The sequence below is a fragment of the Janibacter limosus NBRC 16128 genome (assembly GCF_001570985.1).
GTDB lineage: Bacteria > Actinomycetota > Actinomycetes > Actinomycetales > Dermatophilaceae > Janibacter > Janibacter limosus.
Genome location: NZ_BCSS01000014.1, coordinates 23,272 through 43,294 on the forward strand (window position 1 = coordinate 23,272; position 20,023 = coordinate 43,294).

General features: G+C 70.4%; 20 protein-coding genes. 8 read left to right on the forward strand and 12 right to left on the reverse strand.

Features of this window, described 5'->3' with window-relative positions; translation table 11 throughout:
• Positions 1 to 13: 13 nt before the first annotated feature.
• The 3 genes from JLI01S_RS07045 (at position 14) to JLI01S_RS07055 (ending at position 2,880) form a co-directional block, all read left to right on the forward strand.
• The gene (locus JLI01S_RS07045) at positions 14 to 844 is read left to right on the forward strand and encodes a uracil-DNA glycosylase (protein WP_068262154.1); all 831 of its coding nucleotides are present in this window, start codon (positions 14 to 16) and stop codon (positions 842 to 844) included.
• A gap of 16 nt (positions 845 to 860) precedes the next feature.
• Positions 861 to 1,850 (forward strand): quinone oxidoreductase family protein, encoded by a 990-nt coding sequence (locus JLI01S_RS07050; protein WP_068262156.1) that lies wholly within the window; start codon positions 861 to 863, stop codon positions 1,848 to 1,850.
• Between the two features lie 142 nt (positions 1,851 to 1,992).
• Complete coding sequence (locus JLI01S_RS07055; protein ID WP_068262157.1) at positions 1,993 to 2,880, forward strand: type IV toxin-antitoxin system AbiEi family antitoxin domain-containing protein; 888 nt, start codon at positions 1,993 to 1,995, stop codon at positions 2,878 to 2,880.
• A gap of 75 nt (positions 2,881 to 2,955) precedes the next feature.
• Here JLI01S_RS07055 and JLI01S_RS07060 read toward each other — a convergent pair whose 3' ends face one another.
• From JLI01S_RS07060 to JLI01S_RS07070, 3 genes are read right to left on the reverse strand one after another with little or no spacing between them, the layout of a single operon-like run.
• The gene (locus JLI01S_RS07060; RefSeq protein WP_068262159.1) at positions 2,956 to 3,291 is read right to left on the reverse strand and encodes a hypothetical protein; all 336 of its coding nucleotides are present in this window, start codon (positions 3,289 to 3,291) and stop codon (positions 2,956 to 2,958) included.
• A gap of 34 nt (positions 3,292 to 3,325) precedes the next feature.
• Complete coding sequence (locus JLI01S_RS07065; RefSeq protein WP_068262162.1) at positions 3,326 to 3,997, reverse strand: NUDIX hydrolase; 672 nt, start codon at positions 3,995 to 3,997, stop codon at positions 3,326 to 3,328.
• Positions 3,994 to 5,076: a glycosyltransferase family 4 protein gene (locus tag JLI01S_RS07070; protein ID WP_068262165.1), complete on the reverse strand. Its 1,083-nt coding sequence runs from the start codon at positions 5,074 to 5,076 to the stop codon at positions 3,994 to 3,996. Before JLI01S_RS07070 ends, JLI01S_RS07065 begins: the two co-directional genes overlap by 4 nt.
• Before the next feature lie 43 nt (positions 5,077 to 5,119).
• On the opposite strand from JLI01S_RS07070, the gene JLI01S_RS07075 reads away from it, so the two are divergent.
• Both JLI01S_RS07075 and JLI01S_RS07080 read left to right on the forward strand, forming a co-directional pair.
• Positions 5,120 to 5,965 carry a PIG-L family deacetylase gene (locus JLI01S_RS07075; protein WP_068262170.1) on the forward strand — a complete coding sequence of 282 codons (846 nt, stop codon included), beginning with the start codon at positions 5,120 to 5,122 and terminating at the stop codon, positions 5,963 to 5,965.
• Positions 5,962 to 7,050, forward strand: a complete 1,089-nt coding sequence (locus tag JLI01S_RS07080) for a lysylphosphatidylglycerol synthase transmembrane domain-containing protein (RefSeq protein ID WP_084349264.1) — start codon at positions 5,962 to 5,964, stop codon at positions 7,048 to 7,050. The genes JLI01S_RS07075 and JLI01S_RS07080 overlap by 4 nt, the downstream gene beginning before the upstream one ends.
• A gap of 16 nt (positions 7,051 to 7,066) precedes the next feature.
• On the opposite strand, the gene JLI01S_RS07085 is transcribed toward JLI01S_RS07080, so the two are convergent.
• From JLI01S_RS07085 to JLI01S_RS07095, 3 genes are read right to left on the reverse strand one after another with little or no spacing between them, the layout of a single operon-like run.
• Positions 7,067 to 7,864, reverse strand: coding sequence for a type 1 glutamine amidotransferase (locus JLI01S_RS07085; RefSeq protein ID WP_068262172.1), 798 nt, complete (start codon positions 7,862 to 7,864; stop codon positions 7,067 to 7,069).
• On the reverse strand, positions 7,861 to 9,204 hold the full coding sequence (locus tag JLI01S_RS07090; RefSeq protein WP_068262174.1) for a Mur ligase family protein: 1,344 nt from the start codon (positions 9,202 to 9,204) through the stop codon (positions 7,861 to 7,863). The genes JLI01S_RS07085 and JLI01S_RS07090 overlap by 4 nt, the downstream gene beginning before the upstream one ends.
• A 4-nt stretch (positions 9,205 to 9,208) precedes the next feature.
• Positions 9,209 to 9,919, reverse strand: coding sequence for a lysophospholipid acyltransferase family protein (locus tag JLI01S_RS07095; protein WP_245634547.1), 711 nt, complete (start codon positions 9,917 to 9,919; stop codon positions 9,209 to 9,211).
• 31 nt (positions 9,920 to 9,950) lie between these two features.
• Here JLI01S_RS07095 and JLI01S_RS07100 point away from each other — a divergent pair, with 31 nt between their 5' ends.
• Entirely contained in the window at positions 9,951 to 10,430 is a 480-nt protein-coding gene (locus tag JLI01S_RS07100; RefSeq protein ID WP_068262179.1) for a hypothetical protein, read from the forward strand.
• 55 nt (positions 10,431 to 10,485) lie between these two features.
• Here JLI01S_RS07100 and guaA read toward each other — a convergent pair whose 3' ends face one another.
• The 6 genes from guaA to JLI01S_RS07130 form a co-directional block, all read right to left on the reverse strand.
• Positions 10,486 to 12,063 (reverse strand): glutamine-hydrolyzing GMP synthase, encoded by a 1,578-nt coding sequence (guaA, locus tag JLI01S_RS07105; protein ID WP_068262184.1) that lies wholly within the window; start codon positions 12,061 to 12,063, stop codon positions 10,486 to 10,488.
• Between the two features lie 41 nt (positions 12,064 to 12,104).
• Positions 12,105 to 12,449, reverse strand: coding sequence for a DUF3817 domain-containing protein (locus JLI01S_RS07110; protein WP_068262186.1), 345 nt, complete (start codon positions 12,447 to 12,449; stop codon positions 12,105 to 12,107).
• Positions 12,446 to 13,204 (reverse strand): SURF1 family protein, encoded by a 759-nt coding sequence (locus tag JLI01S_RS07115; RefSeq protein ID WP_068262188.1) that lies wholly within the window; start codon positions 13,202 to 13,204, stop codon positions 12,446 to 12,448. The genes JLI01S_RS07110 and JLI01S_RS07115 overlap by 4 nt, the downstream gene beginning before the upstream one ends.
• A gap of 30 nt (positions 13,205 to 13,234) precedes the next feature.
• On the reverse strand, positions 13,235 to 15,013 hold the full coding sequence (locus tag JLI01S_RS07120; RefSeq protein WP_245634548.1) for an FAD-dependent oxidoreductase: 1,779 nt from the start codon (positions 15,011 to 15,013) through the stop codon (positions 13,235 to 13,237).
• A 5-nt stretch (positions 15,014 to 15,018) separates the two neighbouring features.
• Positions 15,019 to 16,611: a succinic semialdehyde dehydrogenase gene (locus JLI01S_RS07125; RefSeq protein WP_068262196.1), complete on the reverse strand. Its 1,593-nt coding sequence runs from the start codon at positions 16,609 to 16,611 to the stop codon at positions 15,019 to 15,021.
• A gap of 90 nt (positions 16,612 to 16,701) precedes the next feature.
• On the reverse strand, positions 16,702 to 17,823 hold the full coding sequence (locus JLI01S_RS07130; protein WP_068262199.1) for a GuaB3 family IMP dehydrogenase-related protein: 1,122 nt from the start codon (positions 17,821 to 17,823) through the stop codon (positions 16,702 to 16,704).
• A 137-nt stretch (positions 17,824 to 17,960) separates the two neighbouring features.
• Here JLI01S_RS07130 and JLI01S_RS07135 point away from each other — a divergent pair, with 137 nt between their 5' ends.
• Both JLI01S_RS07135 and JLI01S_RS17280 read left to right on the forward strand, forming a co-directional pair.
• The gene (locus JLI01S_RS07135) at positions 17,961 to 19,622 is read left to right on the forward strand and encodes a DHA2 family efflux MFS transporter permease subunit (protein WP_068262202.1); all 1,662 of its coding nucleotides are present in this window, start codon (positions 17,961 to 17,963) and stop codon (positions 19,620 to 19,622) included.
• A gap of 92 nt (positions 19,623 to 19,714) precedes the next feature.
• The gene (locus JLI01S_RS17280; RefSeq protein ID WP_068262204.1) at positions 19,715 to 19,996 is read left to right on the forward strand and encodes an antitoxin; all 282 of its coding nucleotides are present in this window, start codon (positions 19,715 to 19,717) and stop codon (positions 19,994 to 19,996) included.
• Positions 19,997 to 20,023 lie beyond the last annotated feature (27 nt).

Below are 20,023 nucleotides of genomic sequence, written 5' to 3' on the forward strand. Positions count from 1 at the left end.
CTATGGTGAGCAGGTGCCTGAGCCAGTCCTCCTGCCCCATCCCGTGACGGGTGCTCCCTTCGCCTCACCGGTCGTGCCCGGGACCGGCTGGCCCGATGACCTGGCGACCACCGAGACCCCCGTCGCCCGGACCGCCGCGCAGGTGAGGCGGCTGGCGAAGGGAGCCATCGGGCAGGACGAGCTGGACGCCCGGATCTCCGTCTGCCGCGCCTGCCCGCGTCTGGTGGCGTGGCGTGAGGAGGTCGCCCTCACCAAGCGGGCCGCCTTCAGCGACCAGCCGTACTGGGGGCGGCCCGTGCCGACGCTCGGCCCGGCCGATGCACCCGTGCTCGTCGTCGGTCTCGCTCCAGCGGCCCACGGCGCCAACCGGACGGGACGCAACTTCACCGGCGACCGGTCGGGCGACTGGCTCTATGCCGCACTGCACCGGGCCGGGTACGCGAGCCAGCCGGAGTCGTGGGCCGCCGGGGACGGGCTCGAGCTCGACGGCGTGCGGATCGTCGCACCCGTGCGCTGCGCGCCGCCGCAGAACAAGCCGACGACGCTCGAGAAGCAGACCTGCGCGCCATGGCTCGATGCCGACCTGGCGAGGAGCGTTCCCTTCGTCCGGTCGATCATGTGCCTGGGCTCGATCGGGTGGGACGCGACGATCGCCGGCGTACGGCACGCGGGGTGGGACGTGCCGAGGCCCAAGCCCAAGTTCGGGCACGGCGCCCGCGCCACGCTGCGCACCCCCGACGGCCGGGAGGTCGCTCTGGTGGGCTGCTACCACGTGAGCCAGCAGAACACCTTCACCGGCAAGCTGACCGAAACCATGCTCGACGAGGTCATTGCCTCGCTGTGAGTCCTAGGGTGTCGGCATGGCCACCACCACTGCGCTCGTCGTCACCCGCCACGGAGGACCCGAGGTCCTCGCGCTCGAGGAGCGCGAGGTGCCGCCGCCAGGACCGGGCGAAGCCCTCGTCGAGGTCGCCGCAGGTGGCGTCAACTTCATCGATGCCTACATGCGCGAGGGCATCTACGCGAGCGAGCCGCCGTACGTGCAGGGCTTCGAGGCCGCCGGCACCGTGCGCGAGGTCGGTGAGGGTGCGGCAGTCGCCGTCGGCGACCGGGTCGCGTGGTCGATGACGGCCGGGCTGCATGCCGGTCTCGTCATCGCCGACTCCACGCGCCTGCTGCCCGTCCCCGACGACGTCGACCTCGAGACCGCGTGTGCCGCAACGCTGCAAGGCCTGACTGCGCACGCCCTCGTCACCAGCTGCTACCCGGTGCAGGAGGGCACGATCGCGCTCGTGCACGCCGCCGCTGGTGGGGTCGGACAGCTGCTCACCCAGATGATCACCTCGCGCGGTGGCACCGTCATCGCGACGGCAGGATCGCACGGCAAGCTCGAGATCGCCCGCTCGCGCGGCGCCTCCGAGCTCATCGACTACTCCGACACGGACGACCTGGCCGGTGAGATCGCAGCGGCGGCCCAGCGGCTCGGGGCGACGCAGGGAGTCGACGTCGCCTATGACGGCGTCGGCAAGGCGACCTTCGACGCGTCGCTGTCGTCGCTACGCCCCCGCGGCACACTCGTGCTCTTCGGCGGGGCCTCCGGGCAGGTGCCCCCCTTCGACCTGCAGCGGCTCAATGCCGGAGGGTCCTTGTTCGTCACCCGCCCCTCGCTGGCCCACTTCATCATCGAGCGCGAGGAGCTGCTGATGCGCGGGCGCGAGGTCTTCGAGGAGATCTCCAGCGGGCGGCTCGACATCGCCATCGGTGGGCGGTACTCCTTCGCCGAGGCGGCGCAGGCCTACCAGGCGCTCGAGGGTCGGCAGACGACGGGCAAGGTCATCCTCATCCCCTGATGACCTGCCCACAAGGACTGCACCTGGTCTGGCAAGCGCCGAGGAAGCCCCGTTCTGTGCCGACCGCAGGCTGACCTGCAGTCCTTGTGAACCTGTGGACAACTCAGGGCGTGTGCGACCAGTGACTGTCAGGCTGACAGGCATGTCAGAGGTCGCCCAGATCATTGCCCAGGCCGGCGGGAGCGCAACGCGCCAGGAGCTGAGGCCAGCACTGCGGGGCCGGCCCCTGACCCGCGCCGTCCGATCCGGCGAGATCCTCCGGGTGCGGCGAGGGATCTACACCCTCCCTGCTCTTGACGCCTCCCTCGAGGCCGGGTTGCGGGCGAACGGCGTCGTGAGTCACCGCAGTGCTGCACTCCTGCACGGATGGGGGGTGCTCCACGCACCGAAGCAGCCGGAGCTGACCATCCCCCGGCACCGTCGCGTGGAGGCAGGGCGACGCCGCCAGGTCCACGCCCGCTGGCGGACACTGGATCCGCAGGACATGGACGACTCATGCACCACCCCTCTGCGGACGGTCGTGGACTGTGCGGCCGACCTCCCTCTCCCGGAGTCACTGGCCGTGGCGGACTCGGCCCTGCGTTCGGGCAAGGTCACGGCCCAGGAGCTGGCTGATGCCACCGTGCCCCGCATCGGTCGCTCACGCGCTGGACGAGCCCTGGCCCTGGCCTCAGCAGAGGCGGCCAATCCCTTCGTGTCGGGGTTGCGCGCCTTCGCTGTCGAGGCAACCGACGGGGTGTGGACGCCGCAACAGCCGATCACCCTGCGCGACGGCGTCGTCCTGCACGCAGATGTCGGGTGCGCGGCGGTCAGGGTCGCGCTCGAGGCCGACAGCCACGAGTTCCACAAGAGTCGGTCTGACATCATCCGGGACTGCCACCGCTACAACGAGATGACCATTGCGGGCTGGGTCGTGCTGCGCTTCGCGTGGGAGCACGTGATGTTTCACCCCGACTGGGTCCGCGAGGTCATCGCTTGGGTCGTCGCCGTCAGGTCAGCTCACAAGGACTGCACGTCGATACCGGCGTGACGTGGCGATCCCGCCATCAGACCGCCTCTCCGCCAGATCAGATCGCTTGCGTGGAGGAGCTGCAGTCCTTGTGGGTCACCAGACGAAGGCGATGATGGCGTTGACGACCGCCAGACCGGCAGCGACCAGGGCGAGGGTCTTGCCGTTTTCACCACGCTTGCTCTTGGCGTTACCGATCTCGGCGCAGGCCAGGACCGCGATCATGACGACGAGCTTGGTGCCGATCTTGGCGTGGTTGACCGGATCGTCACCCGCCTCGGCCAGACCGGTCAGCCCGAGGCCGAGCAGCAGCTGGATACGCGCGCCCCAGACCTGGACGAGGTGCCCTCGACCAGCGACGAAGGGTCCGACGACGATCGCCAGCATCGCGAGCATGTGCAGGACGTAGAGGACGAGACGCAGGGCTTCCATGCCCGGCAGCCTAGGCGACCAGGGGCGCTGTCTCCTACACCGGGTAGGAGTCGCCGCCGGGCACGTGGGGCCAAGCCACGCGCACCATGTCGGACAAGGGCAGCGACCCGACCTCCCCCAAGGGGACCCACGCGGCAGCAGCCGTGGACCCGTCGACCTCCACCACGTGAGCGGGCGTCGGGCGCGGGCAGGTCGCCGAGTGGATCAGCCGCACCGCGTGGAAGTCCTCGTGCCGCTCCCCCGCCGCGACATCCCCGACCCAGTGCCGGGACTGCACCTGCACGAGGGCGTCGACGACGACGTGCTGACCGGCCTCCTCGTGGACCTCGCGCACGACCCCGTCGAGAGGTGCCTCCCCCGGGTCGACCCCTCCGCCGGGCAGCGTCCACAGCCCGGCGCCGCCGCCGACCCACGAGGCCAGCTGGGACAGCAGCAGCCGCCCCTCGTCGACGACGATCGCGTACGCCGCCAGTCGCTGCAGGATCCGGGCGCCCGCTGCTCCGACGGGGATCTCGACCACGTCGACGACCGGGGCCAGCGGGTCCACGTCGTAGCGCACCTCGACCTGGCCCTCGACGATCTCGGTCTGCATGGGCTGCCCGACCCAACCGTGCTCGGCCAGCAGGTCCACCGGGTCCTGCCCGTGCGCCAGTGGCCAGCGTCCGACCTCGCCCTCGGCGTCCACGGCCACGACGACGACACTCATGCGCCGGCCCGTCGGTACTCCGCCACGGCCAGGTCGACGACCCGTTCCCAGGTCTGCGCGGGCGGCGTGCGCCGGTTGTGCCGAGCGATCCGGGCCCGCAGGCTCTCGTCAGCAACGAGCCGCACCAGCGCGTCGGTCAGCCCGGCATCCTCGGTGGCCAGCAGACCCGACACTCCATCGGTCACGACCTCGCGGACACCCGAGTCACCCCGCGCGATGACCGGCAGTCCCGCCGTGCGCGCCTCGAGCGCCGCGATGCCGAAGGCCTCCAGCCGGGTCGGCGACAGGTACCCGTCGGCGTCGGCCCACGCCCGCGCGAGCTCGCCGCGCGTCACGCGACCCGGCAGGCGCACCACGTCGCCCAGCCCCAGTGCCTGGATACGGGCCTCCAACCATGGCCGCAACGGGCCGTCCCCATAGATGTCCACCGTCATCGCGCGCGGTCCCAGCCGCTCGTGTGCTCGGGCCACGACGGACAGCAGGGCACCGACGCGCTTGCGAGGAGCCAGCCGCGAGGCCGTCACCACCCGCACGGGCCGGGCACCGGTGCGGGCCGGACCTGCCGGCCAGGCCGACGGGTCGATGCCGTTGGGGAGGACGGCGACGGACTCCCCCTTCGCCGCCTTGTGCACGCCCTCGGCAGCAAAGCCGGAGACGGCGGAGAGGACCGCGCCACGCTGCACCCACCGGCGGACCGCCGGGCCGAGCGGACGGGCCGCACGGTCGAGCACGCAGTGCCAGGTGAGCGCCGTCGGCAGCCCCAGGCCCGTCGTGACCCCAGCCATGTCCCAGGCGAAGGGAGAGACCACCCCCATGTGCACGTGCGCCACATCGAAGCCTCCCGCGGCGAGCAGCTGCCGCACCTGCGGCGACGCCATCGGGTTGACCGGCAGCCCCAGCGCCAGCGGCGTGCTCAGTCGGTGCACGTGCACGCCGTCGACACCCGGACCACCCGCCGTCGCGGTGAAGACCTCGACCTCGTGACCGGCCACGACGAGCTGGGCCGCGAGGTCACTGACCTGCGACTCGATCCCGCCGGTGCGCGGCGGGTAGCAGTCGGAGAGCAGGGCCACCTTCACGGCTCCAAGGGTGCCACGGACAGGTGTGGCAGGGTTTCACCCGATGGACTCCGCAGCCCGCACCCTCGTGGTCTTCCACGCCCACCCCGATGACGAGGCACTCCTCACGGCGGGGACGATGGCCCGCGCCGCGGCTGCCGGGCACCGGGTCGTCCTCGTGGTCGCCACGGACGGCGCGCTGGGCCTGACCGACGAGTCCGCCTACGGGAGCACGGGCGAGGCCCTCGCCGCCACCCGCAGCCGCGAGCTGTCAGCCAGTGCACGCGCCCTGGGCGTCGCCCGCACCGTCGAGCTCGGCTACGCCGACAGCGGCAGCGGACCCGAGGTCTGGCCCGACCCGCCGGGTCGTCGCCGCTTCGTGCGCGTGCCGCTGGACGAGGCAGCCACGGCACTGGCTGACGTGCTCGTCGAGGAGCGCGCCGACGTCCTGACGACCTATGACCCCAACGGCGGCTACGGCCACCGCGACCACGTGCGCGTCCACGAGGTCGGGGCGCGCGCGGCCGAGCTGGCCCGCGAGCGCGGGCTCGACGTCCGGGTGCTCTGGGCGACCGTCCCGCGGGATCTGATCTGCCGGGCCATCGACCTCGTCGCCCGGGTCTATCGCTTCCCACCCGAGTTCGACCGCAGCAGCTTCGACCGGGCCTTCTCCGCGACGGCTGACATCACCCACCGCTTTGACGTGCGGCGCTTCGCCGGGGCCAAGCGTGCGTCGATGCGAGCGCACGCCAGCCAGGCCGCCGACACCGACGGCGGCGACCGCACCCTCGGGATGCTCGTGCGCATCCCGAGGCCGATCTACGACCTCGTCTTCGGCCGGGAGTGGTTCGTCGATCCGAGCGCGCCCGCGGGTCCCACCCGCACCGACCTCTTCGAAGGACTGTCGTGACGACCGCACCGTCCGGCCCCGCGCCGGCTCAGCCATCGCCTGCTGACCCGAAGCGGACCTCTCCCGTCGTCCGGGGGCTGCAGATCTGTCTCGGGCTCGGCCTGGCGGTCGCGATGCTCTGGTGGGGCCTGCCCCACTTCGCCAAGACCTCGTGGAGCGAGGTCTTCCACGTCCTGGGGACGGTCCCTGCGTGGAAGGCTGCGCTCTTCATCGCGCTCGTGGTGGCCGGTCTCTACTGCTACACCTTCGTCATGACGGGGGCGATGCCCGGCCTGACCCACTCACGGGCACTGATCCTCAATGTCTGCGGGTCCTCGGTCTCCAACCTGCTGCCGGGTGGTGGTGCCGTTGGCCTGGCCGCGACGTACTCCATCGCCAAATCGTGGGGTTTCTCCGCCGCGAGCGTGACCACGATGGCCGTGGTGACCGGGGTGTGGAATGTCCTGACGCGCGTCGCGCTGCCGATCATCGCCGTCCTCGGGCTGGCCTGGGGTGCGACTGATCTGCCGACAGCGATGCGGGAGGCCGCGTGGGCCGCAGTGCTGTCCGGCACCGCAATCGTCGCCCTCTTCGCCGTGGCCATCGGCACCGACGCGGGGGCCCGCATGCTCGGGCGTGGGATCGATCGCCTGATCCGCCTGGTCCGTCGCGGCCACGGCGACACCGTCGAGCGGGGCCTGACGGGCATGCGCGAGCGCACCGCCGACACCGTGCGCACCGGATGGCTGCAGATGACGCTCGGGATGGTCGGCTTCTTCGGCCTGTACTACGTGCTCTTCCTGCTGTGCACGCAGACGACCGGCATCGAGCTGCCCTTCGGTCAGCTCTTCGCGGCCTACGCGATCGGCCGCCTGCTCACCGCTGTCGGCGTGACGCCCGGTGGGCTCGGCGTGACCGAGACGGGCACCGCTGCCGCGCTCGTCGCCTGGGGCGCCGACCCGGCCGCGTCGATGGCCGGCGTCGTCCTCTTCTCGATCTTCACCCACCTCATGGAGATCCCGCTGGGAGCCATCGGGTGGCTGGCGTGGAGTCTCATGCCCAAGGCGAGCGCCGAGGAGCTGGCCGAGGCCGAGGCGCCTGCCTGACCACGTCCGAACCGGGTCAGCCGAGCAGGCGGCGCACCTGGCGGGTCTGCGCCTGACGCGCCACCTCGTCGTCCAGCTGCGCGGGCTCGAAGTCCCGCCCGGTCGCCTGCTCCGCCGCCCAGCCGATGAGCGCGTCCGAGAGACGTGGGTTGGCGGGCAGGACGGGGCCGTGCAGGTAGGAACCGATGACATGGCCAGCGACAGCGCCCTCGGTGCCGTCGCTGCCGTTGTTGCCCTGACCGTGCCGCACCCTGCCGAAGGGGGCCTGTCCCGCCCCGAGCACCGTGGAGCCCGAGTGGTTTTCATAGCCGACGACGTCGCCGTGGTCGGTGCTCAGGACGACCGGACCGATCATCCGCTGCTCGTTGCCCCGGGTCGTGACATCGAGGATGCCCAGGCCGGGCAGGCTCTTGCCCTCGACGGTGACGAAGGCATTGCCGAAGAGCTGGTACATCCCGCAGATCATCAGCATCGCGGTCCCGTCTGCGGCGAGCCCACGCAGCCGGTCGGCGATGCGCGCGAGATCGTCCTCGACCTTGGTCTGCCCGGAGTCCTGGCCGCCACCACCGACGACGAGGTGAGCCTGCTCGGGGAAGGGGTGCCCGGGGTGGTGTTGGTGCACGACCGGCACATAGCCGTGCCGTCGGATGCGAGCGGCCAGGCAGCGGGTGTTGCCGAGATCGCCGTAGATGCTCATCTCGCGCGGGTAGAGGTGGACGACGTGGATCTCGCCCTTGCCCTCGTGACCGGAGTCGGCGGGCAGCGCGGAGCGTGCAGGCTCGCCGAGGATCGGGATGTCGAGGTTGGTGCTCATGCTGCGCCTCCGGCGGTCTCGGGGGCATCGACGCCCATCTCCGGCAGGTCGTAGCGCTCACTGAGCATGCGGCGCAGCGCGAGCATCGCCGTGTAGGTGCAGAAGATGCGCTTGGGCTCCTCCCGGTGGTCGGCGAGGAAGCTCTCCAGCGCCCGGGCCAGGTCCACCTCGGTCGCCGCGACGGGGACATCGTCGTACTGCAGGCGCAGGGCCATGTCCCAGCCACGCACGCCGCTGGTCAGCGCCACCCCACGATCGCGCAGGGACTCGAAGCTCACGTCGTAGAGCCAGGACACGTCGCGCCCGTCGGCGTAGTCGTCGTTGATCGCGATCATCGTCGCCGTGGGCGTGCTGCCATAGGTGCCGAGCGCGACGGTGAAGCCCGCCGGGTTCTTGACCAGCACCAGCTCCAGCGGCGTGCCATCGGCATCGACGACCTCACCCCGGCCGAAGGGGGGCGCCACCGTGCGCAGCGCCTGCTCGGTGGCGTCGGTGCGGAAGTCGGCGCCGAGGAGGTGCTTGGCCATCGAGGTCGCGGCCGTGGCGTTGATCATGGCGGCCAGACCGCGCTGACGCAGGGTGACGGGGCCGACCCGGCCCCCTTCGTCCTGCGCACCGAAGGTGATCTGCAGCTGCTGCTCGTCGATGGGTGTGAGGAGACCGTCGCGCTCGGCGGCCGCCGGGGGCGCGAAGTCGTCCTGCTCGCGGGAGTCGTGCTCCGACAGCTCACCGAGGCGATCTGCCGCAGCGGCGTCGAGGCCGAACCAGCTGACGTCGATGCCGGGCGCGAGGGTCGTGGCGATCCGGTTGACGAAGGGATCGTCGCGGTTGAGCACGACCCCCTGGGTCGTCATCGCGGCGAGCTGGGTCAGCAGCCCTGCGGTGTGGTCGATCTCGGCGAAGCGGTCCAGCTGGTCGCGCGCGACATTGAGCAGCAGCGCATGTGTTGGGGCGACCGCGCGAGCGAAGTGCAGGGCGTGGGCCTCATCGAGCTCGAGGACGGCGATGTCGGCCTGGAGGCGGCCGCGCTGGAGCTTTTCGCTGAGCAGCGACGAGATGACACCGCGGGTGAAGTTGCTGCCGGTCGGGTTGGTGAAGACGGTCTTGCCGTGGGCACGCAGCACCGCGACGAGCATCTTGGTCGTCGTCGTCTTGCCGTTGGTCCCGGACACGACGACGATCCCTCCGCGCACGTCCGCGAGGGCGTGGGCGAGGAATCCGGGGTCGACCTTTTCGGCGACGAGGCCTGGCAGGGCAGATCCGCCGGAGCCACCGCCCCTGAGGCGGGCGGCGCGGCGGGCGGCCTTGCCGGCGAGGGCGGCAACAGTGGTTCTCAGCACCGGATCACCCTAACGGCGAGTCGGCGCCGGGCCGTGCAGCGAAGTCGGCGCTGCGTTCCTGACCGGATCGGGTCGCGATGGCATCCATGACCTCGTCAGTGACCGCACGCAGCAGGCGCCCCTTGACGTGCTGCGCCTCCAAGGAGCCCACGTCCACCGGCGGCGCGAAGCTGACCGTCACCCGGTGCGGGCGGATGCCCCGGTGGCCAGCGGGTTGCGCCTTGTCGGTGCCGGTGAGGGCACAGGGGATCACGGGGGCCCCGGAGGCGAGGGCGAGTCGACCGACGCCGGTGCGGCCCTTGTGCAGTTTGCCGTCGCGGCTGCGGGTCCCCTCGGGGTAGATGCCGAAGGCGCCACCGGCGGCCAGGTGCTCCTCGGCGATCTCGAGCGAGAGCGCCGCCGCCCGGGCGTCGGAGCGGTCAACGGGGATCATGCCGCCGAACTCCCCGAACCAGAGGCGCTTGAGCCACCCGGTGATGCCACTGCCCTGCATGTACTCGGCCTTGCCGAGGAAGCCCACCTTGCGGCCCGCGGCGAGCGGGATGACCATCGAGTCGATGAAGCTGAGGTGGTTGCTGGCGATGATGACCGGTCCGGTGGCCGGGATGTGCTCGGCACCCTCCACCCGCAACCGGAGATAGGCACGAAGGGGAGGCCCGACGAGGACTCTCCGCAGGAGCCACTCGAGTCCACGCATGGGGAGGGTGCCAGTCACCCGGTCAGCGTAGCCATTAGCCTGACGTCCCATGACCAGCATCCCACCGCCTCCGCACCAGCCCGGCCCGCACCAGCAGCCGGTCGCCCCGGTATTCGGGCCGCAGGCGGCGATGATGCAGCCCCCCGCCGGGCACGGAGCGTTCATGCTGACCCTGCAGGGCAATGGCTTCACGGCCGGGCTGACCCCGAAGGTGCACATCGACGGCCATCCCGTCCCCGGCGCCTTCGGGGCGAACTTCTACCCCCTTCGTCCCGGCCACCACCGCGTCGACGTGCACACCCAGTGGATGCGGCAGTACGGGCAGGCGTCGATGCAGCTCGACATCCGCGAGGGGCAGACGGTCCCCGTCTTCTACGCCGTCCCGTGGCACCAGTTCACGACCGGGTCCATCGGCCACCAGCAGCAGTCGCGCAAGGGCGTCGGCGTGATGCTCACGATCCTCATCGTGCCCCTCCTCGCCATGCTGGGCATGTGCCTGCTCGCGCTGCTGTACAGCCTGACGAACTGACGAGTACATCCCGGACCGTCCCCTCACGTGTGAATGAGTGGCACCTGAGGCCCGATCACTCCCACTCGATGGTGCCCGGCGGCTTGCTCGTGACGTCGAGCACCACGCGGTTGACCTCTTCGACCTCGTTGGTGATGCGGTTGGAGATCTGCGCGAGGACATCACCGGGTACCCGGGTCCAGTCGGCGGTCATCGCGTCCTCGGATGAGACGGGACGCAGCACGATCGGGTGACCGTAGGTGCGGCCGTCGCCCTGGACACCGACCGAGCGCACGTCGGCGAGCAGGACGACCGGGCACTGCCAGATCTCCTTGTCCAGACCCGCAGCGGTCAGCTCCTCGCGAGCGATCGCGTCGGCCCGGCGCAGGATGTCGAGGTTGGTCTCGGTGACCTCACCGATGATCCGGATCCCCAGACCGGGGCCGGGGAAGGGCTGGCGGTCGACGATCGCGTCAGGCACACCAAGCTCGCGACCGACCTGGCGGACCTCGTCCTTGAAGAGGGCGCGCAGCGGCTCGATGAGCTTGAACTGCAGGTCATCGGGCAGGCCACCGACATTGTGGTGCGACTTGATGTTGGCCGCGCCCGTGCCACCGCCGGACTCGACGACGTCCGGGTAGAGCGTGCCCTGCACGAGCCACTTGACCGGGTGGCCGTCGTCGGCACCGTCGCCGACGACATCGCGCGCCGACTGCTCGAAGACGCGGATGAACTCGCGGCCGATGATCTTGCGCTTCTCCTCCGGGTCGGTGACGCCGGCGAGCGCGCCGAGGAAGCGCTCCTTGGCGTCGACGACGACGAGGTTGACCCCGGTCGCGTCGACGAACTCCTGCTCGACCTGCTCGGCCTCGCCCTGGCGCAGGAGGCCGTGGTCGACGAAGACGCAGGTCAGCTGGTCGCCGACGGCGCGCTGCACGAGCGCCGCGGCGACGGAGGAGTCGACGCCGCCGGACAACGCGCACAGCACGCGGTCCTGGCCGACGGTCTCCTTGATCAGGGCGACCTGCTCGTCGATGACGTTGTCAGCGGTCCAGTCGGGCGTGAGGCCGGCGCCGCGGACGAGGAAGTTCTCGAGCACGGGCTGACCGAAGGTCGAGTGCATGACCTCGGGGTGCCACTGCACCCCGTAGAGCCGACGCTCGTCGTCCTCGAAGGCCGCGACCGGCGCACCGGTGGTGCTCGCGGTGACGCGCATGCCCTCGGGCGCCTCCGTCACGGAGTCGCCGTGGCTCATCCAGACCGACTGCTCGGCGGGCTGGCCGTTGAAGAGCGTGGACTCGCGGTCGCTGACCTGCGCCCGGGTCGCGCCGTACTCACGCAGACCGGTCCGCTCGACGGTGCCACCGAGGGCCTTGACCATCGCCTGGAAGCCGTAGCACATGCCGAAGACCGGGACACCGGCCTCGAGCAGCGTGACATCGAGGCCCGGTGCGTCGTCGGCGTAGACCGAGGAGGGGCCACCGGACAGAATCACCGCAGCCGGCTGCTTGGCAAGGATGTCCGCAACCGGCATCGTGTGCGGCACGACCTCGCTGTAGATCTTGGCCTCACGCACCCGTCGGGCGATGAGCTGGGCGTACTGGGCGCCGTAGTCGACGACGAGAACCGGGGAGGTCTTGAGCGAATCCGTCACCCGCACAGGCTACCGGGACTCGGCCCCTCCTCCGTCGTCGGTCAGGTGGTGAGCGGGGTGACCTCGCGGACGACCCGGCGCTCCTCGACGAAGGCGAGGAAGGGGATGCACGCGAGCAGGAGCGTGAGGATCATCCGACCGACCGACCAGCCGACCTTGAAGCCGAGGTTGGCGGTGGCGACAGCGAAGACCATGAAGATCAGCCCGTGCACCGGCGACCACCAGGCCAGCGCTTCGTTGTCCATGCCGTACTTGAGGATCATCTCGACGATGAGGACGAACATCGCCAGACCGGCGACGATCGCTGCGATGCGGAAGAAGGACAGGGCCGTCGCGATCGCCCTCGGGTCCGCGGTCGGCGCGCCCTTGGTGTTGTCGTTGCTCACGTCGTCTCCTCCATGCTCATGGCGGGCTCCCCCGCCTCGTCCTGGTCGGTGCGCGCGGCCTGGCGCACCATCTTGATCCACATCCACAGCGCAAAGACCGAAAAGAGCCACCACTGGAAGGCGTACATGACATTGCGGAACTGCAGCGAGGTGTCGGGCAGCGGCGGTGGGAGCCGCTCGAGTCCCTCCGCGCTCTCGGAGCCGTCCTCGCTGATCGCGAAGACGAAGCCGTTGTAGATGTCGCCGTCCCACGCGTTGACCAGCTGGGCGATGTCGACCGAGGTCAGCTCGCCGTCCGCTGAGCCACCGGACTCGTCCGGCGCCTCGGCTGGTGCCAACGAGCCGACGAGGTCGAGGGTTCCGTTCGGTGCCGAAGGGGGGTCCTCCCCCGCGGGGATCCAGCCGCGGACGACCGCGAGGTTGGCTCCCGTGTCGTCCACGACGAACCGGTCGAGCACCCAGCTGACCGTGGCGTCGTCGTAGCGACGGTTGACCACGAGGAGTGGCTCTCCGGCGTACTCGCCGCGCGTCGAGACCTGCTGGCCCGATCCCTCGTCGGGGAAGGACTCGTGCGGGCCGACGATCTGCGTGAGTGGCCGCGTCGGTCGTTCCTGGACCTCACGCACGGCGTCCGCGCGCGCCACGTCGTGGGCCACCGACCACTGCCAGCGGCCCGCGATGATCCCGAGCACGGCCAGGACGAGCGCCACCACGAGCAGCCCCAGCCAGCGGGGTCGAAGGGCGGTCCGGAGCACGCGCTCAGGCTACGCGAGCACGCTGGAGGCTCAGGACACCCCGTGACGAACGGCAGGCATGGGCAGGCTCACCGTGGAGCTGGCGTGGGTGAACTCACGCACCGCCGGCTGCCGCGCGACGACCGGATCGACCCGCCGGTAGGCATCACCCTGCGACGGTCGCAGGTCCGCGTCACCGGTGTTGGGCCACATCGCAAAGGTCCGCTCCGACTGCGCAGTGATCGTCAGTGACGGATTGACCCCGAGGTTGGCCGAGACGGCCGAGCCGTCGACCACGCTGATGCCCGGGTGGCCCCACAGCCGCTGGTAGGGGTCGATGACCCCGGTGGCGGGCGAGTCGCTGATGGGCGCGCCGCCGAGGAAGTGTGCGGTGAGCGGGATGTCGAAGGCCTCGCTCCACGTGCCACCGGGGTAGAAGGGCTGGCCGAGCCTCGCCGCAAGCTTGTCGGCAAGGACCGTGATGCCCTCGTGACCGGCCTTGATGTAGGTGGGGTTCTCCTCACCATGGCCCTGCGTGGAGGTGAGCCGGCGGCGTCCGCCGCGCCCCTGAGTCAAGTAGGTCGTCAGCGAGTTGTCGAGGGACTGCATCACGAGACCGATGACCGTGCTGTCGGCGAAATGGGTGCCCGGGGGGAACCAGGCCTTGAGCGCGGGAAGGTTGCGCGGCAGGTCGGCGAGGAGCTTCACGACGCGGGGGGTCTTGCCCGTCTTGGGCGGCGCGAGCAGGGTGGTGAGCATGCCCATCGCGTCCGAGCCCTGGCCGTACCGGACGTTCTCGATGTGGGTGGACGCATCGGGGTGAAAGGAGGAGGTGATGGCCACGCCCTTCGTCAGCGCGTCGTCCCCCTCGGGAGGCGTCGTTGCGAGCGCGCCCAAGAGCGCCTCGGAGTTGGTCCGCGTCAGCTCACCGAGCCGGTCGCTGATCCCCGACAGCTCGCCGTCCGCCTTCATCGCGTGGAGGAGGTTCTGCGTACCCCACGTCCCGGCGGCGACGACCACCTTGCGCGCAGTGGTCACGCGAGCGCTCTTGTCACCCAGCGCATCCGTGGCCTCGTGGCGCACGCGGTAGACCTCGTCGGGTCCCTCGGTCCCCGGGACCACCCCGACCCGGGTCACGGTGCGCATCGGCACGATCTGGGTCCCGAGACCCTCGGCGAGCGCGAGGTAGTTCTTGACGAGCGTGTTCTTGGCACCCACGCGGCACCCGACCATGCAGTTGCCGCACTCGGTGCACGTGGTGCGCGTCGGGCCGGCGCCACCGAAGTAGGGGTCGTCGATCGTGCGCCCCTGCTCCTGGGGCGAATCGTCCTCACCGAAGAGCACCCCGACAGGGGTCTTGCGGAAGGTCTCGGGGACACCCATCTCGGCCGCGGCGTCGCGCATGGCGTCCTCGACGACCGACTCGCACGGGTTGGTGACGACGCCGAGCATGGTGCTGGCCATGTCGTAGTGCGGCAGCAGCTCCGCCTGCCAGTCGGTGATGTGTCCCCACTGGCGATCCTTGAAGAAGACCTCCGGCGGCACGTAGAGCGTGTTGGCGTAGTTGAGCGAGCCGCCCCCGACCCCTGCGCCCGCCAGGACCATGACGTCCTTGAGCAAGTGGATGCGCTGGATGCCGTAGCAGCCGAACTTGGGCGCCCAGAGGAAGTTCTTCAGATCCCAGCTGGTCTCCGCGAAGTCGGAGTCCGCGAAGCGCCGCCCGGCCTCGAGGACGGTGACGCGATAGCCCTTCTCCGAGAGGCGAAGGGCAGCGACGGAGCCGCCGAAGCCGGAGCCGATGACGAGGACATCGGTGTCGGTGGTCTGCACGTCGTTCACTTCATGCCTGCCATCTTCATCGCGCGCAGACCCAGGGTCAGCGTCTTCGCGAACAGCTTGTCGCTCATCCCGAAGGCGGGCGCGATCGGGATGAGGTGCTGCGCGGCGACGGTCTGCGCCTCGGTGTACTTGAGGATCCCCTCGGCACCATGACGACGGCCCATGCCGGAGTCCTTCATCCCGCCCATCGGCGCCCCCATCGACGCCCACGCGGCCGCGTAGCACTCGTTGATGTTGACCGTGCCGGTCTGGATGCGGGCGGCGATCTCCCGACCGCGGCGCACATCACGGGTCCACACCGAGGAGTTGAGTCCGTACTCGGTGTCGTTGACCAGAGCGATCGCCGCGGCATCGTCGGCGACGCGGTAGATCGACACGAGCGGACCGAAGGTCTCCTCGTCGCGGCAGGTCATCGCCGCGGTCACGCCGTCCAGGACGGTCGGCTCGAAGACGAAGGGACCGATCTCGGGGCGGTGCCGGCCCCCGGTGAGGATCGTGGCCCCCTTCGCCGTGGCGTCCTCGATGTGAGCGGTCACGGTTTCCAGCTGCGCCTGGCTGACGAGGGAGCCCATGTCGAAGCCGTACTCGAGGGCCGTGCCGAGGGTCATCGCCTCGACGGCGGCGACGAAGCGCGGGATGAACTCGTCGGCGATCGCCTCGTGGACGACGACGCGCTCGGTGGAGATGCACAGCTGCCCGGCGCTGGAGAAGCAGGCCCGCACGGCCCCCTCGACCGCACGGTCGAGGTCGGCGTCGGCCGCGATGTAGACGGAGTTCTTGCCGCCGAGCTCCATGCTGAAGGAGACGAGTCGGGCAGCCGCGGACTGGGCGACCCGGCGACCCGTCGCGGTCGAGCCGGTGTAGCAGACGTAGTCCGTGGAGTCGACGACCGCCTGGCCTGCCTCGGAGCCGGCACCGAGGACCACCTGCAGGACGCCCTCGGGCAGTCCCGCCTCGCGCAGCAGCTCGACACCGGCGAGCGCGGTCACCGAGCCCTGCTGGTCGGGTCGCAGCACGACGGCGTTGCCGGCCATGAGGGCCGGCAGGGCATCGGTGATCGCCAGGCTCAGCGGATAGTTCCACGGGGAGACGACCCCCACGACGCCCTTGGGGTGGTGGAGCACCCGCGTCTGCGTCAGGACCGGGTAGGCACCGGCGACCCGGCGCGGCTTGAGGTGCGCCTCTGCGGTGCGGGCGTAGTAGCGGGCCGCGAGCGCGGTGTCGAGGACCTCCTCGAAAGCCTGCTTGCGCACCTTGCCCGACTCGATCTGCACGAGGTCGAGCAGATCGACCTGCTTGGCCAGCACGAGGTCGTGGAAGCGCAGCAGGATGCGGCGTCGCTCCTCGAAGGAGCTGGCAGCCCAACGGGGTTGGGCCGCCCGAGCGGCCGCGACCGCCCGACGCACGTCCTCGGCGCTGGACAGCGGCAGGGCCGCGATCGGCCCCCCGGTGAGCGGCGAGGTCCGGGTGAAGGTCTCTGCGGTCGGCGAGGCGACGACCCGACTGGCGTACCGGCGGGCCCGTCCGGGATCGACCGCATAGGTGGCCGTGGGGTCCAGCTCTGGGTCAGCGATGGTCTCCGAGGTCATTACTCAAGGGTAACCGTGCAGTGATCCCGGGGCCAGAGCGATCCACGTGCCAGACGCCACAACACGCGAGCGCCAGCGCGCCTCGTCGCCTCAGCTCGGCTGGTGCGGCGCGACGACGACCTCGATGCGCTGCAGCTCCTTGACCTCGGTGTACCCCGTGGTCGCCATGGCCCGGCGCAGGGCGCCGATGAGGTTGGTGGAGCCGTCCGACACCTTGCTCGGGCCGAAGAGGACCTCCTGGAGCGGAGCGACCGAGCCGACCTCGACGCGCGAGCCACGTGGCAGCTCACGGTGGTGGGCCTCGGGGCCCCAGTGGTAGCCACGGCCGGGGGCATCAGCAGCACGGGCGAGCGCAGCGCCGAGCATGACGGCATCGGCGCCGCACGCGATCGCCTTGACGATGTCTCCGCTCGACCCGAGGCCACCGTCCGCGATGACGTGGACGTAGCGGCCGCCCGACTCGTCGAGGTAGTCGCGACGCGCGGCCGCGACATCGGCGACGGCGCTGGCCATCGGGGCGTGGATGCCCAGCGTCTGACGGGTCGTGTGCGCCGCTCCCCCGCCGAACCCGACGAGCACACCGGCAGCACCGGTCCGCATGAGGTGCAGGGCAGCGGTGTAGCCGGCGGCGCCACCGACGATCACCGGCACGTCGAGCTCGTAGATGAAGCGCTTGAGGTTCAGCGGCTCGCTGCGGCTGCTCACGTGCTCGGCGGAGACGGTCGTGCCGCGGATGACGAAGAGGTCGACTCCCGCGTCGACGACGGTCTTCCAGTGCTGCTGGGTGTTCTGCGGGCTGAGCGCACCGGCGACGGTGACGCCGGCGCTGCGCAGGTGGCGCAGTCGCTCGGTGATCAGCTCCGGTTGGATCGGTGCTGCGTAGATCTCCTGCATCCGTGCGGTCGCCATGACCGGGTCGAGGGAGGCGATCTCCGCCAGCAGCGGCTCCGGGTCGGCGTAGCGCGTCCACAGGCCCTCGAGGTCCAGGACCGGCAGACCGCCGGCCTCACCGAAGGCGACGGCGGTTGTCGGCGACATCACGGAGTCCATGGGGGCCGCGATGACCGGCATCTCGAAGTGGTAAGCGTCGATCTGCCAGTCGAGCGAGACCTCCTCGGGGTCGCGCGTGCGCCGACTCGGCAGCACCGCGATGTCGTCGAAGGAGTAGGCCCTGCGGCCACGCTTGCCTCGGCCGATCTCGATCTCATTCACCCGCTCAGCCTAAGGGGCTTGGTCCTCGAGGCGGGAGGGCGCATACTTGCTTGGCCGATGCATGCATCTTTTTGCTCGGCCCGGGTGGCGACGAGGCCGCCGCCGCCCCCCTTCGCATCCCCTCTCAGGAGACTCCTGTGTCCACGACCCCCCACGACTCCCCGCCGCAGGAGTACCCCGAAAAGATCGACGCCGCCGTGCTCAAGGTGGCCGGTGTCGTCGTCCTCGGCGCGATCATGTCGATCCTCGACATCACCGTCGTCAACGTCGCCCTCCCCCACTTCCAGACGGACCTGGCGACCGGCCCCGAGCCGCTGCACTACTCGACCGTCGCGTGGACCGTCACGGCCTACACGCTCGCCCTGGCGACCGTCATCCCGTTGACCGGCTGGGCGGCCGACCGCTTCGGCACCAAGCGTCTCTACCTCGCGGCCATCGCCTTCTTCGTCGCCGGCTCGGTGCTGTGCGCCTTCGCGCCCACGATCGAGATGCTCATCGGCGCCCGGGTCCTGCAGGGCCTCGGTGGCGGCATGCTCATGCCGCTCGGCATGACGATCATGACCCGCGCGGCCGGCCCGCAGCGCATCGGTCGCCTCATGGCGATCCTCGGGGTCCCGATGCTCCTCGGCCCCATCGGTGGGCCGATCCTCGGTGGCTGGCTCATCGACAACGCCCACTGGCTGGGTCGCCCGAGCTGGACCTGGATCTTCCTGATCAACCTGCCGATCGGCGCCGCCGCCCTCATCTACGCCTGGATCGTCCTGCCCAAGGACGACACGCACCCCAGCGAGTCGCTGGACGTCATCGGCCTGCTCCTCATGTCGCCCGGCCTGGCGCTCTTCCTCTACGGCGTCTCCTCGATCCCCGAGGAAGGCACCGTCAACTCCCCCAAGGTCTACGGCACGGCTCTCGCCGGTCTCGTGCTGATCATCGCCTTCGGCTGGTGGTCGATGCGGCCCAAGCACCCGCTGCTCGACCTGCGCCTGCTCGCAAACCGACAGTTCTCCATCGCGGCCCTGACGATGTTCCTCTTCGCTGCGGCCTTCTTCGGGGGCCTGCTGCTCATGCCGACCTACTTCCAGCAGGTGCGTGGCGAGTCCACGACCATGGCAGGCGTGCTGATGATCCCGCAGGGGCTCGGCGCGCTGGTCACCATGCCGATCGCCGGCATGCTCGTGGACAAGTACCCCGTCGGTCGCATCGTGCCCGTCGGCATCGCGCTGATCACGGGTGGCATGTTCGCCTTCACCCAGCTCTCGGCGGACTCCAGCTACTGGGGCTTCGTCATCCCGGCGCTCTTCGTCATGGGCCTGGGCATGGGCGCGACGATGATGCCGCTGATGACCAGCTCGCTCAAGGCGCTGACCGACCACCAGGTCGCCCGCGGCTCGACCCTGCTCAACATCACCCAGCAGGTGGCCAGCTCCTTCGGTGTCGCCATCGCCTCGGTCGTCCTCACCCGTGGTTTCGAGAACCGCCCGCTCATCGGGCAGGCCCAGGCCTTCGGCGAGGAGAGCGCCAAGGTCTCCGACCCCAACGCCATCCAGCAGTTGCTCGCGAAGTTCCCCGAGGTCGCCCAGATCCTCGGCCAGTACGCCGGCGACCCTGCGGCCGGCGCGCAGGCGCTCATGCACGCCGTCCGCATGGACATGGCCGATGCCTTCGCCGCCACCTACTGGGTCTCCGCCTTCATGTGCCTCGCGACCCTCGTTGTCGCGGCCTTCCTCCCGCGCAAGCAGGAGAAGAGCCACCTGCTGGACGACGAGCCGGAGGACAGCACTCCGGTGCTCATGCACTGACCCGGGACGACGAAGGGGCGGCGCGCAGGAATCCTGCGCGCCGCCCCTTCGTTGATACTGGGAGAGAACCGCACCCGATCAAAGGATCACTGATGGCCAAGTTCAAGAACGCTGCCCTGATGCTCACCGCCGGCGAGACTGCCCGCCAGTGGGCCAAGAACAACCCTGAGAAGGCCAGTGACTACGTCGAGAAGGCCACCGGCTTCATCGACAAGCGCACCCAGGGCAAGTACCACAAGCAGCTCTCCGGGCTGTCGCAGACGGTGAAGAGGAACCTCCTGGGCACCCAGACCGTCAAGGGCTCGACCGTCCGCGGCGAGACCCCCGATGTCCCAAACGCGTCGGCACGCCCCTTCCCCGACCTGCGCGCCTGACGTCCCACCCCGCTCCCTGAGGAGGTT